The sequence below is a fragment of the Tabrizicola sp. genome (genome assembly GCF_016793705.1).
Taxonomy (GTDB): Bacteria; Pseudomonadota; Alphaproteobacteria; order Rhodobacterales; family Rhodobacteraceae; genus Tabrizicola.
In genome coordinates this window covers 155,889-169,207 of sequence record NZ_JAEULO010000035.1, presented here as the reverse complement: position 1 = coordinate 169,207, position 13,319 = coordinate 155,889, and the positions used below count along the sequence as shown (strand labels likewise).

Annotated in this window: 19 protein-coding genes; 12 read left to right on the top strand and 7 right to left on the bottom strand. The window is 67.5% G+C overall.

Annotated features, from left to right (window positions below; translation table 11 throughout):
• Positions 1-69: 69 nt before the first annotated feature.
• The 5 genes from JNJ68_RS08205 (at position 70) to JNJ68_RS08185 (ending at position 4,212) form a co-directional block, all read left to right on the top strand.
• Positions 70-1,479 carry a pitrilysin family protein gene (locus tag JNJ68_RS08205; RefSeq protein ID WP_294981259.1) on the top strand — a complete coding sequence of 470 codons (1,410 nt, stop codon included), beginning with the start codon at positions 70-72 and terminating at the stop codon, positions 1,477-1,479.
• On the top strand, positions 1,476-2,771 hold the full coding sequence (locus JNJ68_RS08200; protein ID WP_294981257.1) for a pitrilysin family protein: 1,296 nt from the start codon (positions 1,476-1,478) through the stop codon (positions 2,769-2,771). The genes JNJ68_RS08205 and JNJ68_RS08200 overlap by 4 nt, the downstream gene beginning before the upstream one ends.
• 88 nt (positions 2,772-2,859) lie before the next feature.
• Positions 2,860-3,525: a CDP-diacylglycerol--glycerol-3-phosphate 3-phosphatidyltransferase gene (gene pgsA, locus JNJ68_RS08195; protein WP_294981256.1), complete on the top strand. Its 666-nt coding sequence runs from the start codon at positions 2,860-2,862 to the stop codon at positions 3,523-3,525.
• Positions 3,525-3,770, top strand: coding sequence for a molybdopterin converting factor subunit 1 (gene moaD, locus JNJ68_RS08190; protein WP_294981460.1), 246 nt, complete (start codon positions 3,525-3,527; stop codon positions 3,768-3,770). Before pgsA ends, moaD begins: the two co-directional genes overlap by 1 nt.
• 1 nt (position 3,771) lies before the next feature.
• Positions 3,772-4,212: a molybdenum cofactor biosynthesis protein MoaE gene (locus tag JNJ68_RS08185; RefSeq protein WP_294981254.1), complete on the top strand. Its 441-nt coding sequence runs from the start codon at positions 3,772-3,774 to the stop codon at positions 4,210-4,212.
• 82 nt (positions 4,213-4,294) lie between these two features.
• On the opposite strand, the gene JNJ68_RS08180 is transcribed toward JNJ68_RS08185, so the two are convergent.
• Entirely contained in the window at positions 4,295-4,726 is a 432-nt protein-coding gene (locus JNJ68_RS08180; protein ID WP_294981253.1) for an Rrf2 family transcriptional regulator, read from the bottom strand.
• A gap of 102 nt (positions 4,727-4,828) precedes the next feature.
• On the opposite strand from JNJ68_RS08180, the gene JNJ68_RS08175 reads away from it, so the two are divergent.
• The 3 genes from JNJ68_RS08175 to JNJ68_RS08165 are packed head-to-tail and all read left to right on the top strand — an operon-like array spanning position 4,829 to position 6,132.
• Positions 4,829-5,209 (top strand): group III truncated hemoglobin, encoded by a 381-nt coding sequence (locus JNJ68_RS08175; protein WP_294981251.1) that lies wholly within the window; start codon positions 4,829-4,831, stop codon positions 5,207-5,209.
• 16 nt (positions 5,210-5,225) lie between these two features.
• Entirely contained in the window at positions 5,226-5,711 is a 486-nt protein-coding gene (locus JNJ68_RS08170) for a hemerythrin domain-containing protein (protein ID WP_294981249.1), read from the top strand.
• A complete protein-coding gene (locus JNJ68_RS08165) occupies positions 5,704-6,132 on the top strand; it encodes a DUF488 family protein (protein WP_294981247.1) in 429 nt (142 codons plus the stop codon). Before JNJ68_RS08170 ends, JNJ68_RS08165 begins: the two co-directional genes overlap by 8 nt.
• Positions 6,133-6,140: 8 nt before the next feature.
• On the opposite strand, the gene rnk is transcribed toward JNJ68_RS08165, so the two are convergent.
• The 3 genes from rnk to JNJ68_RS08150 form a co-directional block, all read right to left on the bottom strand.
• Positions 6,141-6,545, bottom strand: coding sequence for a nucleoside diphosphate kinase regulator (rnk, locus tag JNJ68_RS08160; protein ID WP_294981245.1), 405 nt, complete (start codon positions 6,543-6,545; stop codon positions 6,141-6,143).
• Positions 6,546-6,609: 64 nt separating this feature from the next.
• Complete coding sequence (locus tag JNJ68_RS08155) at positions 6,610-6,747, bottom strand: hypothetical protein (protein WP_294981243.1); 138 nt, start codon at positions 6,745-6,747, stop codon at positions 6,610-6,612.
• Entirely contained in the window at positions 6,744-7,202 is a 459-nt protein-coding gene (locus JNJ68_RS08150) for a TlpA family protein disulfide reductase (protein ID WP_294981241.1), read from the bottom strand. The genes JNJ68_RS08155 and JNJ68_RS08150 overlap by 4 nt, the downstream gene beginning before the upstream one ends.
• Positions 7,203-7,453: 251 nt before the next feature.
• Here JNJ68_RS08150 and JNJ68_RS08145 point away from each other — a divergent pair, with 251 nt between their 5' ends.
• The 4 genes from JNJ68_RS08145 (at position 7,454) to JNJ68_RS08130 (ending at position 11,374) form a co-directional block, all read left to right on the top strand.
• Entirely contained in the window at positions 7,454-8,560 is a 1,107-nt protein-coding gene (locus JNJ68_RS08145) for an ABC transporter substrate-binding protein (RefSeq protein ID WP_294981240.1), read from the top strand.
• Positions 8,561-8,655: 95 nt separating this feature from the next.
• Positions 8,656-9,531, top strand: a complete 876-nt coding sequence (locus JNJ68_RS08140; RefSeq protein WP_294981238.1) for an ABC transporter permease subunit — start codon at positions 8,656-8,658, stop codon at positions 9,529-9,531.
• Positions 9,528-10,310, top strand: coding sequence for an ABC transporter permease (locus tag JNJ68_RS08135; RefSeq protein WP_294981236.1), 783 nt, complete (start codon positions 9,528-9,530; stop codon positions 10,308-10,310). The genes JNJ68_RS08140 and JNJ68_RS08135 overlap by 4 nt, the downstream gene beginning before the upstream one ends.
• The gene (locus tag JNJ68_RS08130; RefSeq protein ID WP_294981234.1) at positions 10,310-11,374 is read left to right on the top strand and encodes an ABC transporter ATP-binding protein; all 1,065 of its coding nucleotides are present in this window, start codon (positions 10,310-10,312) and stop codon (positions 11,372-11,374) included. Before JNJ68_RS08135 ends, JNJ68_RS08130 begins: the two co-directional genes overlap by 1 nt.
• Before the next feature lie 6 nt (positions 11,375-11,380).
• Here JNJ68_RS08130 and JNJ68_RS08125 read toward each other — a convergent pair whose 3' ends face one another.
• The 3 genes from JNJ68_RS08125 to JNJ68_RS08115 form a co-directional block, all read right to left on the bottom strand.
• Complete coding sequence (locus JNJ68_RS08125; RefSeq protein ID WP_294981232.1) at positions 11,381-12,379, bottom strand: P1 family peptidase; 999 nt, start codon at positions 12,377-12,379, stop codon at positions 11,381-11,383.
• Positions 12,379-12,729, bottom strand: a complete 351-nt coding sequence (locus tag JNJ68_RS08120) for a cupin domain-containing protein (RefSeq protein ID WP_294981229.1) — start codon at positions 12,727-12,729, stop codon at positions 12,379-12,381. Before JNJ68_RS08120 ends, JNJ68_RS08125 begins: the two co-directional genes overlap by 1 nt.
• 131 nt (positions 12,730-12,860) lie before the next feature.
• Entirely contained in the window at positions 12,861-13,193 is a 333-nt protein-coding gene (locus JNJ68_RS08115; RefSeq protein WP_294981226.1) for a zf-TFIIB domain-containing protein, read from the bottom strand.
• Between the last annotated feature and the right edge of the window lie 126 nt (positions 13,194-13,319).

Here is a 13,319-nt window from a genome sequence, read left to right as displayed (position 1 = left end):
GGCGCGGCCCGGCTTGATTGTCCGGGCATTGCGCCGCAGTTTCCCCGAACACCTGACCTGGAGAAGCCGATGCTCGGACGAACAGGCGCTGGCATTGCCCTTGCGCTGACCCTGGCCCTGCCTGCCGCCGCTGATGAGCCGGTGACGAGTTTCACCCTGGAGAACGGGCTGAACGTGGTGGTGATCGAGGATCACCGCGCGCCGGTGGTCGTGCAGATGATCTGGTATCGCGTGGGTGCAGCGGACGAGCCCCCCGGCCACTCCGGCATCGCGCATTTCCTGGAACACCTGATGTTCAAGGGCACCGAGAAGGTGGCGCCCAATGCCTTCTCGGGCATCGTCGAGGCACAGGGGGGCGATGACAACGCCTTCACCAGCTGGGACTATACCGCCTATTTCCAGCGCATCGCCGCCGACCGGCTGGACCTGGTGATGGAGATGGAAGCCGACCGGATGCGCAACCTGCGCCTGACCGAGGAGGACGTGACGACCGAGCGTCAGGTGATCCTGGAGGAGCGGGCGCAGCGGACGGACAGCGATCCCGGCTCGCTTCTGATGGAGCAGATGCGGGCGGCGCAGTTCCTGAACACGCCCTACGGCATTCCGGTGATCGGCTGGCGGCACGAGATGGCGGAATTGTCGCGCGACGACGCGCTGTCCTATTACCGGCGCTTCTATGCCCCGAACAACGCGACGCTGGTGATCGCGGGGGATGTGACGCCGGATGCGGTGAAGGCGCTGGCCGAAAAGTATTACGGCCCGCTGGCGCCGTCGGAGGGGATCGTCGCGCGCGAGCGTCCGCAGGAGCCGCCGCAGCTGGCCGAGCGTCGGCTGGTGCTGGAGGACGAGCGGGTGTCCGAACCATATGTCTTCCGCACCTACCTGGCCCCCGAGCGCGACCCCGGCAACCAGCGCGAGGCGGCGGCACTGACCGTGCTGGCCGAGCTTCTGGGCGGGAACGGGCAGACCTCGGTCCTGGCGCGGGCCTTGCAGTTCGACAGCCAGGTCGCGGTCTATTCCTCGGCCTTCTACGACGGGACCTCGATCGACGACGCGACCTTTGGGCTGGTGGTGATGCCGGCGCCGGGGGTGAGCCTGACCGATGCCGAGGCGGCGCTGGACAAGGTGCTGGCGGATTTCCTGGCCAAGGGCCCGGATCCGGCGGCGCTGGAGCGTATCCGCACGCAGGTGCGGGCGGGCGAGATCTATGCCCGCGACGACGTGGAAAGCCTGGCGAACCGCTATGGGCAGGAGTTGAGCGTGGGCCTGACGATGACGGACATCGACACCTGGGACGAGGCCTTGTCTGCCGTCACTGCCGAGGACGTCATGGCCGTGGCGCAGAAGGTGCTGGACCGGAAAAACGCTGTAACGGGCTGGCTGACCCGGCCTGCCGACGAAGCGGGTGCGGAAGCGGCTGTGGAACCTGCTGGCGAACCTGTCTCCGCGCCTGCGACGGGAGAGGAGGTCCAACCATGATTCGCGCCCTGTTTGCCGCTGCCCTGTTGCTGGCCGCTCCGGTCCGGGCCGAGATCGCGATCCAGGAAGTCACCTCGCCCGGCGGGATCAGGGCCTGGCTGGTCGAGGATCACAACATCCCCTTCACCGCGCTGGAGATCCAGTTCAAGGGCGGCTCGTCGCTGGAGGCGCCGGACAAGCGGGGGGTGGTCAACCTGATGACCGCCACACTGGAAGAAGGCGCAGGCGACATGGACAGCAAGGGGTTCGCCGAGGCCCGCGAGGCGCTGGCGGCCGGGATCAGCTTCGATTCCGGGGCGGATTCGGTGGGGGTCTCGGCCAAGTTCCTGACCGAGAACCGCGATCAGGTGATCGAGCTTCTGCGCGAGGCGCTGGTCAACCCGCGCTTCGACCAGGACGCAGTCGACCGGGTTCGGGAACAGGTGCTGTCGAACCTGCGCGCGAACGAGAAGGATCCGGGAACCATCGCCTCGGAGACGTTCGACGCGCTGGCCTTCGGCGACCATCCCTATGCGACGACCGGCGACGGGACAGTCGAGACGGTGACGAAGCTGACCCGCGACGATGTGGTGGCGGCGCACAAGGCAGCACTCGCCCGCGACCGGGTCTATGTCGCGGCCAGCGGCGACATCACCGCAGAGGAGCTGGGCAAGCTTCTGGACCGGCTTCTGGGCGACCTGCCGGCGACCGGCGCGCCGCAGCCGGGCACAGCACCCTGGCTGTTGCCGCCGGGGGTGACGGTGGTCGACTTTCCGACGCCGCAGTCGACGGTGTTCTTCGGGGAAGCGGGCATTCCGCGCGACGACCCGGACTTCTTCCCGGCCTTCATCCTGAACGAGGTGATCGGCGGCGGCCGCTTCACCGCGCGGCTGATGACCGAGGTCCGCGAAAAGCGCGGGCTGACCTATGGGATCGGCACCTATCTGGTGAACATGGATCATGCCGACATGCTGCTCGGCCAGTTCTCGGCCTCGAACGAGAAGGTGGCCGAGGCGATCAAGGTGGTGCAGGCGGAATGGGGCCGACTGGTGACCGACGGCGTGACGCCGGAGGAGCTGGAGGCGACGAAGACCTACCTCACGGGGTCCTACCCGTTGCGCTTCGACGGTAACGGGCCGATTGCCAGCATCCTGGTGGGGATGCAGATGGACGGGATGCCCATCGACTATGTCACCACGCGGAATGCCAGGGTCGAGGCGGTGACGATGGAAGACATCAAGCGCGTTGCGGCCCGGTTGTTCAAACCCGAGGCCCTGCAGTTCGTGGTGGTGGGCCAGCCCGAGGGAATGTGAGTTCAACCTCGCATAGGGAGGGGCCGGTTGCCGCGCCGTGCCCAACAACCCCCTTCCCCCTGCGGGACCCTTGGTCTACCAATCTGGCATGACCTGGACGATCCCGAATACGCTGACCGTGCTTCGTCTGCTCGCCGCTCCCGGTGTGGCGATCATGTTCCTGTATTTCCACCGCCCCTGGGCTGACTGGCTGGCGCTTACGCTCTTTGTTGGTGCGGCCATCACCGACTGGTTCGATGGCTATCTGGCGCGGCTCTGGAAACAGGAATCGAAGTTCGGCGCGATGCTGGACCCGATTGCCGACAAGGCGATGGTGGTGATCGCGATCATGGTCATCACCGGCTACAACGGGATGAACCCCTGGCTGATCCTGCCCGCGACGCTGATCCTGTTCCGCGAGGTCTTCGTGGGGGGGCTGCGAGAATACCTTGGACACAAGAGCAGCTTGTTGAAGGTGACGAAGCTGGCGAAGTGGAAGACCACGGCGCAGATGATCGCGATTGCGGTGCTGTTCCTGGGGACCGGGCTGGAGTACCTGAACGGCGTGGCGATGCAGGGGATGACGCCGGAGCAGTATGCCGAGGCGGTTACGGCCGGAACCGCCGATCCGATCCGCGCCTGCGGCACGCGGGATTGCGCCTCATATGCGAACCTGGTGGGCTTCTGGCTGCTGTGGATTGCGGCACTTCTCACCGTGGTCACGGGCTGGGAGTATTTTTCCAAGTCGCTGCCTTTCCTGCGGGAAGACAAGTGATCGACGTGCTGTATTTCGCCTGGGTCCGCGAGCGGATCGGGCTGCCGCGTGAGCGGCTGGAGACCCGGGCGACCACGGTCGCCGGGCTGGTCGAGGAGTTGCGTGCGCGGGAAGAGCGCTATGCGGCGGCCTTTGCCGACCTGTCGGCGCTGCGGGTGGCGCTGGATCAGGAGCTTTCGTCATTCGATGCGCCGCTGGCCGGGGTCCGGGAGGTCGCCTTCTTCCCGCCGATGACAGGGGGCTGAGATGCGCGTCGCGGTTCAGTCCGGGGCTTTCGACCTGGGGGTCGAGGTGTCGGCTTTCTCGGCGGCGGTTCCGGGGGCGGGGGCGGTGGTCAGCTTCACCGGGCTGGTGCGGGACGAGGGCGGCAGGCTTTCCGCGATGGAGATCGAGCATTACCCCGGCATGACCGAGACGGCGATCGCGGGGATGGTCGCGGAGGCGGTCCGGCGCTGGTCGCTGGTGGATGCCCTGGTGATCCACCGGCATGGGCGCCTGGCGCCGGGAGAGGCGATCATGATGGTCGCGACAGCGGCGTCGCACCGGGGGGATGCCTTTGCTGCGGCGGAGTTCCTGATGGACTACCTGAAGTCGCGGGCTCCGTTCTGGAAGAAGGAGATCGGGGCCGACGGGGCGGAATGGGTGGCCGCGAAGGATTCGGACGAGGATGCCCTGAAAAGGTGGTGATGTCCACGCTGGGCGGGTTTGCGAACCGTGGGATTTCAATAGCTTGGCTGTGGGCGTTTACGGGCGGTTAACCCACCGGAGGTCAGGCCGAAGGCCCCTCCAGCCGCAGTCCGGGCTGCAAGGCGATATCGGCGAGGGTCGAGCGGTCGAGATCGGCGAGGAAGGCCGCCTCGGCGGCGCGGAGCCGGGTCTTCAGACGGCAATGCCCGTCGAGCGTGCAATCGCTGCCGATGGACGCGAAGCATTCGACCAGCGGCTGCCCGTGTTCGAGCAGGCGGATCAGCTGGCCGAGGCGGATTTCCGCGGCGGGCCGGGCCAGCGTCGCCCCGCCTCCGCCGCCGCGCCGGGTGGTCACATAGCCGGCTTGGGCAAGCTTCCGGACGATTTTGGTCAGGTGGTGGCGGGAGAGGCCGAAGTCTTCGGCCATCTCGGCGGTGGAGAAGCCCCGCTCCGGCGCGCCCGCCATCCGCATCAGCATCCGCAGCGCGTAGTCGGTGAAGGAGGTCAGGCGCATGGGGTTGCCCCGATTGAATAGGCATTGAAAATACCGATTAGCAGGCCTAGACAGGATTGCAAGCAGATCGGGACCCTTGCCATGTCCTTGCCCCCGCCGCCGATGGCGTCCGCCCGCCCCGAGATCACCGCCGCGCTGATGGCCGAGACCGGGCTGGACGAGGCGATCCTGCGCGATCTGATGCATCGGTTCTACGACCGGGTCCGCGCCGATCCGTTACTGGGCCCGGTCTTTGCCCCCCGCATCGCCGACTGGCCCCGGCATCTGGAGCGGATGGTGGACTTCTGGTCCTCGGTCGCGCTGATGACCGGGCGGTATCACGGGGCGCCGATGCCCGCCCATGCGGGGCTGCCGGTGACCTGGGCGCATTTCGACCGCTGGCTGGCGCTGTTCCGCGCGACCGCCGAGGAGATCTGCCCGCTTGCGGGCGCGGCGCTGCTGGTCGACCGGGCCGGGCGCATCGCGCGGTCGCTGCATCGCTGAGAAGAAGGAGGAGAGGATGAGCGAGACCCTGCCGCTGGACGACGCCGCCGCCCTGACCCGCTACATCGAGGCGCGGTTCCATGCCCGCCACCGCGAACAGCTGCCGGGGCTTGCCGCATTGGCCGAGCGGGTGGAGGATGTGCATTTCGGCGACGAGACCGTGCCCGAGGGCCTGTCGGCCCTTCTGCGGCAGATGATCGGCGCGCTGGAGGTGCATATGAAGAAGGAAGAGCTGATCCTGTTTCCGGCGATCCGCCGGGGCGGCGGGCCGGGGATCGCTGCGCCCATCGCGGTGATGCGGGCTGACCATGACGACCACGACCGGGAGGTCGCCGAGATTCGGCGGTTGACCGGCAACCTCGCCCTGCCGGACGGGGCCTGCCGGACCTGGACGGCGCTTTACGCCGGGCTGGGCACGTTCCTGGAGGACCTGACCGAGCATATCCGGCTGGAGAACGATGTGTTGTTTCCGCCCTTCGAGACTGAAGCCGCCCGTGCCTGACCCGGTTTCCCCCGTCCCGCCGATCCCTCCGGTTCCGGGCGATCCGGCCGACCGCATCCGCGTCAAGCGGGTCTACCGGGCGGCACGGGTGTCGGATGGCAAGCGCATCCTGGTCGACCGGCTGTGGCCGCGCGGCGTGTCGAAGGACCGCGCTCGGCTTGACCGATGGTGCAAGGAGATCGCGCCGAGCGATGCGCTGCGGCGCTGGTTCCATGCCGGTCCGCAGGACTGGGACGCGTTCGAGCGACGCTATCGCGCCGAGCTTGCCACGCAGCCCGAGTTGCTGCGCGAGCTAGTCGCCCTGACAGCAACGGATGTTGTCACGCTGCTGTTCGGCTCGAAGAACGAGGAGCGGAACAACGCGACCGTGCTGGCCGAGGTCCTGCGGGAGGAGATCGTCCGGGAGCGTCGCGCGGGCTGAGCGGGCCGTCAGGCGGCGATGGTGCCCGGGCCGACGGCCAGAACCGTCAGGTCGCGGTGTTCGCCGCTGCGGGTTTCCCACTGGAACCGCGCGCCCGCCTTCAGCCCGATCAGCGCCACGCCGATCGGAGTCAGGACCGAGGCACGTCCCGCGTCGATATCGGCCTCCTCCGGCCAGACCAGCGTGGCGGTCTGTTCCTGGCCCGTGGTTTCGTCGCGCCAGGTGACGCGGCTGCCGATGCCGACGACATCGGCGGGAATCCGGGCGGCGGGCAGGATGCGGGCGCGCGACAGTTCTTCCAGCAGGCGCTCGGCCAAAGCGGGCATCCGCGCCGAGGCACCCTGGACCAGCGCTTCCAGATGGTCGACGGTTTCCTGCGCGATGGTGATCTGCGGGCGGCGGGATTTGGACATGCGGACGCTCCTTCAAGGGGGCGGGTGGCGGGAGGGAAAGGTTCAGGTGTCCCCGGACGCAGGGTCAGCGGTGCCGCGCCAGCGCCCGGGGCCGGGCGCTGTCCTGCGGAAAACCGGCGATCTTCCGGTATCTGCTGCTGGTGACGATCCTGATCATGCCGACAAGATAGGACGGCCCGGCGCCAAGGTCCATGCCGGTCATGCCCCGTCTTCCAGGAGCAGCCCCATGACCTGCGCCCCGAGGGCAAGGTCGGAGACCTGTCCGAAATGCCGCGCCCGCATCTCGCCCGCGCGATCGAAAAGGACGAGCGTTGGCGTCCCTTCAAGCTGCCATTCGGCCATGGTCCGGGGCATCGGGCCCTGGGTGCCGGGCTGGTCCACCGCGACGGGAAAACGGATGCGGTATTCGTGCAGGAAGGCACGGAGAGCGACGGGGGTCATCGCTGCGTGATGCTCGAAGACCGAATGCAGGCCGATGACGGCCAGCTTGTCCGACGGGAAAGTGCTGGCCAGGCGCATTGCCTGCGGCAAGCCGTGGCTCACGCAGCCGGGGCAGAGCATCTGGAACACCTCGACCGCGAGCACCTTGCCACGCAATGCCTCCAGCGAAAGCGGCTGGTCGGTGTTCAGCCATTCCTGGGCGTGAAGTTCGGTCATGGCGTCCGTCAGGGCCGGCGGCGGCGTCGGGAAGGGTAGGGCCACCGGGAAGGACCCGTCAAGCGGCTGGTCCCGAGAGTGGACGGATCGGCGGGCCCGCAGGTTTTCCGGCCGGACCCAAGGGCAGGCTGGAAACCTGAACGATTGCCGCGTAACAAGAGCTTACCAACCTTCGTCGGAGCTGCCGGGGTGTCACATCACCGTCGTGCGGACAGGATACGGGGGGCCGGTCAACAACGGAGGATTGCCTGATGAAACTGAAGACTGCACTTGGACTTGCCACGGGGCTGGTGGCGGCATTGTCGACCACGACGCTGACCGCGCAGACGCTTGAGGAAATCGAGACCGCTGCCAAGGCGGAAGGCACGCTGTCGACGATCGCGCTGCCCGACAGCTGGTGCGGCTATGGTGACGTGATTGCCAAGTTCAAGGCCAAGTATCCCGAGATCGCCTATAACGGCCTGAACCCCGACGCAGGGTCGGCCGACGAGATCGAGGCGATCAAGGCCAACAAGGACAACAAGGGCCCGCAGGCGCCGGACGTGATCGACGTGGGCCTGGCCTTCGGCCCGCAGGCCAAGGACGAGGGGCTGACCCAAGCCTACAAGGTCGCCACCTGGGACACGATCCCCGCCGACGCCAAGGATGCCGACGGCCACTGGTACGGCGACTATTATGGCGTGATGGCCTTCCTGGTGAACAAGGATCTGGTCCCGAATCCGCCCACCAGCTTTGAAGACCTGCTGAAGCCGGAATATGCCGGGCAGGTGGCGCTGGCGGGCGACCCGCGGGCCTCGAACCAGGCGATCCTGGCGGTGATGGCGGCGGGCATGGCGCGTGGCGCCGAGCCGGGGGCCGCCGCGGGCGAGGCCGGGCTTCAGTTCTTCAAGGAGCTGAACGACGCGGGCAACTTCGTTCCCGTCATCGGCAAGGCCGGGACGCTGGCGCAGGGCACGACGCCCATTGTCATCGCCTGGGACTACAACGCGCTGGCCTGGCGGGATTCGCTGGAGGGCAACCCCCCGGCCGACGTGATCGTGCCCGCCGACGTGACGCTGGCCGGGGTCTATGTGCAGGCGATCAGCGCCTATGCGCCGCAGCCGAACGCCGCGAAGCTGTGGATGGAATACCTCTACAGCGACGAGGGGCAGCTGGGCTGGCTGGCGGGCTATTGCCACCCGATCCGGTTCAACGACCTGGTCGCGAACGGCAAGGTTCCGCAGGAGATGCTGGACAAGCTGCCCCCCGCAGACGCCTATGAGCGTGCGGTGTTCCCGACCATCGATGCGGTGAATGCCAACAAGACCGCCGTCACCGGCGGCTGGGATGCGACCGTCGGCGCCAACGTCGCCGAGTGATCCGATCCGCTGCCCCGTCCCGGCCAAACCGGGGCGGGGCACGCTCACCGGGGCCGACAGACGCCTTGGGAGCCTGACCGACAGGGGAAGTTCCGATGCGAGACACCGCTCCGCGCGCTGCCAGAGGACGCCTGCCCGTCGAATGGCTGGGCATCCTGCCCTTCGTGGCCTTTGCGCTGCTGTTCCTGATCCTTCCGACGATGAAGATCGTGTTCGGGGCGTTCCAGTCCGGCGATGGCAGCTTCACGTTTCAGAACCTGATCGACCTGAACACCGATTCGATCCGCAACGCCTACTGGACCTCGATCAAGCTGTCGCTGGTCACCGCGCTTCTGGGCTGTGTGGTGGGCTTTGCGATGGCTGCGGCGGTGGTCTTCGGCGGGTTGCCAAAGGCGATCCGCAGCCCGCTTCTGACCTTTTCCGGTGTGGCGTCGAATTTCGCGGGGGTGCCCCTGGCCTTTGCCTTCATTGCCACTCTGGGCCCGGCGGGGCTGGTGACGATCTGGCTGAGGACCGAGTTCGGCATCAACCTGCGCGCCTATGGCTTCAACCTCCTGTCCTTCTGGGGGCTGGTCGTCACCTACCTCTTCTTCCAGATCCCGCTGATGATCCTGATCATCACCCCGGCGCTGGACGGGCTGAAGCGCGAATGGCGTGAGGCTGCAGAAGTGCTGGGGGCAACCGCTGGGCAATACTGGCGCATGGTCGCCTTCCCGATCCTGTTCCCTTCGCTGCTGGGCACCTTCGCGCTTCTGTTCGCCAATGCCTTCGGCGCGGTCGCCACTGCGTTCGCGCTGACCGGGCCGCAGCTGAACATCGTGCCGATCAAGCTTTTCGCGCAGATCAGGGGCGACGTGCTGGGCAACCCCAACCTCGGCTATGCGCTGGCCTTCGGGATGATCGTCCTGACCGGGCTGGCGAATGTCATCTACATCGTGCTGCGGACCCGGTCCGAGAGGTGGTTGAAATGAAGCGCCTCGTCGCCTGGGCTGCCTTCATCGGGGGCTGCCTGTATTTCCTCTTGCCGCTGGTCGGCATGACCGAGTTCAGCCTGAAGATGCGGCGGGGGGAGTACTCCTTCGACGCCTATGCCCGCGTCTTCGGGGACCCACGTTTCTGGGAGACCTTCGGCTATTCGCTGACGCTGGCGGCGGCGACCATCGCATTCGGTGTGCTGCTGGTGGTCCCGACCGCCTACTGGGTGCGGCTGAAACTGCCGCAGGCCCGCCCGGTGATCGAGTTCATCACCCTGCTGCCGCTGGTCATCCCGGCCATCGTCATCGTCTTCGGCTATATCCGGCTGTACAACACGTCGAGCTGGCTGCCGCTGACCGGCTCGGCCTTCGGCACCGACATCCTGCTGACCATGGGCTATGCCACGCTGGCGCTGCCCTACATGTACCGCGCTGTCGATACCGGGCTGCGCACCATCGACGTCGCCACCCTGACCGAGGCGGCACAAAGCCTTGGCGCGGGCTGGTTCACCATCCTGGCGCGGATCATCCTGCCGAACGTGCTGGTCGCGGTCCTGTCGGGCGCCTTCCTGACGCTGGCCATCGTGATCGGAGAGTTCACCATGGCGGCGCTGCTGAACCGCCCGGCCTTCGGGCCCTTCATGCAGCTTCTGGGCGCCAACCGCGCCTATGAGCCGCCGGCCCTGGCGGTGATCGCCTTTGCGATCACCTGGGGCTGCATGGGGCTGATCCAGCTTGTCACCCGCTTCTCGAAACATGAAAGGGCGAAAGCCTGATGGCCTTCCTTGAGTTGACCAACCTGGAAAAGACCTTCGGCAGCAACCGCGTGGTGAAGGACTTCAGCCTGGGGATCGAGAAGGGCGAGTTCGTCTCGCTGCTTGGTCCCTCGGGCTGCGGCAAGACCACGGTGCTGCGGATGGTCGCGGGGTTCGAGACGCCGACGGCGGGCGCGATCCGCATCGACGGGCAGGATGTGACGGGGCTCAGGGCCAATGCGCGCAACATCGGGATGATGTTCCAGGCCTATGCGCTGTTCCCGAACATGACGGTGGCCGACAACGTGGCCTTCGGGCTGAAGGTCAAGGGTGTGCCCCGGGCCGAGCGCGAGGCGCGGGTGGCCGAGATGCTGCGCCTGATCGGCCTGCCCGAGATGGGCGGGCGCTTTCCGTTCCAGCTGTCGGGCGGCCAGCAGCAGCGGGTGGCGCTTGCGCGTGCGCTGGCCCCGCGCCCGCGGGTGCTGCTCTTGGACGAGCCACTGTCGGCGCTGGACGCCAAGGTGCGGGTCAGCCTGCGCAACGAGATCCGCGAGATCCAGCGCGAGCTGGGGATTACCACGATCTTCGTGACCCATGACCAGGAAGAGGCGATGTCGATCTCGGACCGGATCGTGGTGATGAACGGCGGTATCGCCGAACAGGTCGGCGCGCCGTTCCAGATCTACAACCAGCCGACCACCCGCTTTGTCGCCAATTTCGTCGGCACGCTGAACTCTCTCTCGGCGGCGGTGGTGTCGCCCGAGGCGGGGCAGGTCGAGGTGGCCGGGCAGGTGGTGACGCTGGCCAAGGCGCCGATCCCGGCGCGCAAGGGCGACCGGGTGACATTGGCGCTGCGGCCGGAAGCGGTGCGGTTCGGGCGCGAGGCGGGGCGCGAGGTGGTGCTGCCCGCCACCATCGCCGAGGTGCATTTCCTGGGCTCGGTGATCCGGCTGACCGTCGATGTCGATGGCACGATGGTGGCGCTGGACACGTTCAACCGCCCGGACCAGCCGCCGCCGCCGATCGGCCTTGACAGCGAGATCAGCTTCGCCGCCGCTGACGTTATCCTGCTGTCCGACGCCTGACGGGGATCAGGTCCGGGTGTGACCGAAGCGCGATTGCCAGCTGGGCTGGAGATCGCCCGGTTCGGACTGTGCAAGATACACCGCCCTGGCGATGGCGCGGGCGAGGCAGGTGGCGGCGGCGTGGCCGAGTTGGAAGCTGTCGGTGAGGGGGTCTTGCAGCGGGCGCTCTCCGGTCGCGACGCTGAAGACAAGGTCTCCATCCAGCGGCGTATGCGACGGGACAAGGGCCCGGGCCATGCCGTCATGCGCGGCCACGGCCATGCGCTGCGCCTGCGCCTTGGTGAGGGTCGCGTCGGTGGCGACCACGGCGATGGTTGTGGCTTCGCCCAGCCGTTTGCGTGGCAGGGGGGCGTCCTGCGGGAGCATGGGGGCGGGACCAAGGCCGCCATATTCGCTGCCTTCCTCCCAGGGGGCGGCCCAGAAGTGGGGGGTCTCGCCGACGGTGGCCTGACCCAGCGCGTTGACGACGACCAGTGCGCCGACGGTCAGGCCGGAGGGCAGGATGCAGGAGGCAGAGCCGAGGCCGCCCTTCAGGGTGCCGGTCATCGCTCCGAAGCCTGCGCCCGCGGTCCCGAGGGCGAAGTCGCGGGCAGCGGCGTCGAAGGCGCGGCGGCCGAGGTTGGGGTAGGGGCTTTCGCTCCAACCCTTGTCGCCGCCGTTCAACAGGTCGAAGACGATGGCGCCGGGGACGATGGGGACGCGGACGGGGCCGACGGCGAAGCCCCGGCCGGCTTCGCGCAGGCCCTGCATGACGCCCTGCCCGGCATCAACACCGAAGGCGGACCCTCCCGACAGGAAGATCGCGTCGATGTCCTGCACCATGCGGTCGGGGGCCAGGAGGTCCGTCTCGCGCGTGCCGGGGGAGCCGCCCATGACATGCACGGCGGCCACGAAGGGACGGTCGGCGGTCAGCACGGTGGTGCCGGAGCGGAGCTGCGCGTCGTGCGCATTGCCGACGCGAAGGCCGCGGACATCGGTGATGAGGTTCAGGGGACCGGGGCGCATCAGATGCGGACCTTGGTCGCGGCGGTGGCCGGGTCGCCGGTGTTCGGGGTGCCCGCGGGCTCGATCAGGAGGAGATGGGTTTCCACGGCGGCGCGGGGGCGGTGCTGGACGCCTTTTGGGACGACGAAGACCTCGCCGGGTTTCAGGGTGACGGCGCCGTCGGGGAGGTCGATGGTGAGTTCCCCGCTGAGGACCATGAAGAAATCGTCGGTGTCGGGGTGGTCGTGCCAGACGAACTCGCCCAGCACCTTCACCACCATCAGGTCATGGCCGTTGAAGCTGCCCACGATCCGGGGCGACCAGTGGGCGGTGAAGGTCGAGAGCTTGTCGGAAAGGTTGACGGGTTGCATCGGTCTGGTCCCCGGTTTGGACGGGCCGAGTTTCGCAGAAGTGACGGGAATGGGAAGTGGCGGGTGCGCTCCTCGTGAGACTTCGTCTTCTCGTCGCAGCGACGAGTGACGAAGTCATCGAGGAGCGGGGGTCAGAAGTCGAAGAGGTCGCTCAGGAAGCTTTCCTTGCGCTTCTTCTTGTAGCGGTAGTCGTCATCGTCATCCTTCTGGCGACGGCGGTCGTCGTAGTGCGAGCCGCGCGGCTCGGGCTGGTAGACCGGGGCCGCGTGCTGGGGGGCGTGGCTCTGGATCGCCTGTTGCGGCGTGGGAGCGGGGGCGGCAGCGGGGCCGCCGAGGGAGCGGTCGATGATCTTGTCCAGCTCTCCCCGGTCCAGCCAGACGCCTCGGCATTTCGGGCAGTAGTCGATCTCGACCCCGCCACGGTCGGCCATCACCAGGGTTTCGTTGTCGACCGGGCAGCGCATCGGCATCTCCATTCCATGTGTCAGGTCGTTACATGGGGTCGCAAACGGGTCTCGCAAGGGTCGTTTCGATGCTTGCGCGAAATGTCGCGAAGGCGCATGCAGGGGATGAGCCGTGGCGATGGCGTC

Coding starts and splice junctions, on each gene's coding strand:
- JNJ68_RS08205 (WP_294981259.1), top strand. CDS start 70: ATGCTCGGACGAACAGGCGCTGGCATTGCCCTTGCGCTGACCCTGGCC.
- JNJ68_RS08200 (WP_294981257.1), top strand. CDS start 1,476: ATGATTCGCGCCCTGTTTGCCGCTGCCCTGTTGCTGGCCGCTCCGGTC.
- pgsA (WP_294981256.1), top strand. CDS start 2,860: ATGACCTGGACGATCCCGAATACGCTGACCGTGCTTCGTCTGCTCGCC.
- JNJ68_RS08185 (WP_294981254.1), top strand. CDS start 3,772: ATGCGCGTCGCGGTTCAGTCCGGGGCTTTCGACCTGGGGGTCGAGGTG.
- JNJ68_RS08180 (WP_294981253.1), bottom strand. CDS start 4,726: ATGCGCCTGACCTCCTTCACCGACTACGCGCTGCGGATGCTGATGCGG.
- JNJ68_RS08175 (WP_294981251.1), top strand. CDS start 4,829: ATGGCGTCCGCCCGCCCCGAGATCACCGCCGCGCTGATGGCCGAGACC.
- JNJ68_RS08170 (WP_294981249.1), top strand. CDS start 5,226: ATGAGCGAGACCCTGCCGCTGGACGACGCCGCCGCCCTGACCCGCTAC.
- rnk (WP_294981245.1), bottom strand. CDS start 6,545: ATGTCCAAATCCCGCCGCCCGCAGATCACCATCGCGCAGGAAACCGTC.
- JNJ68_RS08155 (WP_294981243.1), bottom strand. CDS start 6,747: ATGACCGGCATGGACCTTGGCGCCGGGCCGTCCTATCTTGTCGGCATG.
- JNJ68_RS08150 (WP_294981241.1), bottom strand. CDS start 7,202: ATGACCGAACTTCACGCCCAGGAATGGCTGAACACCGACCAGCCGCTT.
- JNJ68_RS08145 (WP_294981240.1), top strand. CDS start 7,454: ATGAAACTGAAGACTGCACTTGGACTTGCCACGGGGCTGGTGGCGGCA.
- JNJ68_RS08140 (WP_294981238.1), top strand. CDS start 8,656: ATGCGAGACACCGCTCCGCGCGCTGCCAGAGGACGCCTGCCCGTCGAA.
- JNJ68_RS08135 (WP_294981236.1), top strand. CDS start 9,528: ATGAAGCGCCTCGTCGCCTGGGCTGCCTTCATCGGGGGCTGCCTGTAT.
- JNJ68_RS08130 (WP_294981234.1), top strand. CDS start 10,310: ATGGCCTTCCTTGAGTTGACCAACCTGGAAAAGACCTTCGGCAGCAAC.
- JNJ68_RS08125 (WP_294981232.1), bottom strand. CDS start 12,379: ATGCGCCCCGGTCCCCTGAACCTCATCACCGATGTCCGCGGCCTTCGC.
- JNJ68_RS08120 (WP_294981229.1), bottom strand. CDS start 12,729: ATGCAACCCGTCAACCTTTCCGACAAGCTCTCGACCTTCACCGCCCAC.
- JNJ68_RS08115 (WP_294981226.1), bottom strand. CDS start 13,193: ATGCGCTGCCCGGTCGACAACGAAACCCTGGTGATGGCCGACCGTGGC.